Origin of the sequence: Stenotrophomonas sp. YIM B06876, from assembly GCF_030711595.1 — a bacterium.
Classification (GTDB): domain Bacteria; phylum Pseudomonadota; class Gammaproteobacteria; order Xanthomonadales; family Xanthomonadaceae; genus Stenotrophomonas.
The window spans coordinates 1-1204 of record NZ_JAUJUJ010000245.1 but is presented as its reverse complement, the minus strand read 5'-3'; the positions used below and the strand labels follow the sequence as shown (position 1 = coordinate 1204).

Here is a 1204-nt window from a genome sequence, read left to right as displayed (position 1 = left end):
CAGCACAGGTCGCGCTGGCTGTAGTGGCGCAGCGCCTCGTAGGCCATCACGGGGCCCAGATCCGAGCCGCCGATGCCGATGTTGACGATGTTGCGGATGCGCTTGCCGGTGTGGCCCAGCCACTGGCCGCTGCGCAGCGCCTCGGCGAAGGCGGCCATGCGGTCCAGCACGGCATGCACCTCGGGGATCACGTCGACGCCCGCTACCTGCAGATGCGTGCCCGCCGGCATGCGCAGAGCGGTGTGCAGGGAGGCGCGTTTTTCGGTAGCGTTGATCGGGTCGCCGCGGAACATCGCGTCCATGCGTTCGCGCAGGCCGCTGCTCTCGGCCAGGCCGAGCAAGAGGCGCAGGGTCTGGTCATTGATGCGCTGCTTCGAATAGTCGAGGTACCAGCCAGCCGCCTCGGCATTCAGGCGTTCGCCGCGCCTGGCATCCTCGGCAAAGAGCTGGCGCAGGTGCAGCTTGCCGATGACGCGGTGGTGTTCGACCAGCGCCTTCCAGGCGGCCCGGCTGGTCAGGGGCGGTGGGTTGGCACCCACCCGGACAAAGGTGCGGCTCATCGCGCACCTGCCTGCGTGAGCGCGAGCGTTTTGGCCGCGATGTGGTCGAGTAAGGCGCTCCATGAGGCAGAGAACGCGTCGGCGCCTTCGCGCTGCAAGCGTTCGGCGAGTGCATCCGTGTCGATGCCTGCCTGGCGGCNGTGAGCGCGAGCGTTTTGGCCGCGATGTGGTCGAGTAAGGCGCTCCATGAGGCAGAGAACGCGTCGGCGCCTTCGCGCTGCAAGCGTTCGGCGAGTGCATCCGTGTCGATGCCTGCCTGGCGGCATGCGGCGACCACGGCATCGGCGCCGCTGCCTGAGCTCGCCAGGGTCGGCTTGACCTGGCCATGGTCGGCGAAGGCGAACAATGTCTTCTCCGGCATGGTGTTGACCGTGTTGGGCGCGGCCAGTGCCTCGATGTAGAGCGTGTCGGAGGCCTGCGGGTCCTTGGTGCCGGTGCTCGCCCACAGCAGGCGTTGCACACGGGCGCCGGCTGCGGCCAGGCCCTGCCAGCGCGGGGAAGCTAGCAGTTGCCGGTAGGCCTGGTAGGTCTGCGTTGCCACGGCGATGCCGAGCTGGTTGTGCAGTGGCTCGGGCAGCGTCTTGTTGGCCGCCACGTCCCAGCGGCTGACGAACAGCGAGGCCACCGAATTCACCCGAGGATGC

At 68.5% G+C, this 1204-nt stretch carries 1 protein-coding gene and 1 pseudogene; both read right to left on the bottom strand.

The window, feature by feature from the left end; all coding sequences use genetic code 11:
• A pseudogene (gene pgi, locus QZH66_RS16460) lies at positions 1 to 470 on the bottom strand (glucose-6-phosphate isomerase); the annotation flags it as partial.
• Positions 358 to 1185: a transaldolase family protein gene (locus tag QZH66_RS16455; RefSeq protein WP_305806952.1), complete on the bottom strand. Its 828-nt coding sequence runs from the start codon at positions 1183 to 1185 to the stop codon at positions 358 to 360. The pseudogene pgi and the gene QZH66_RS16455, both read right to left, overlap by 113 nt.
• Between the last annotated feature and the right edge of the window lie 19 nt (positions 1186 to 1204).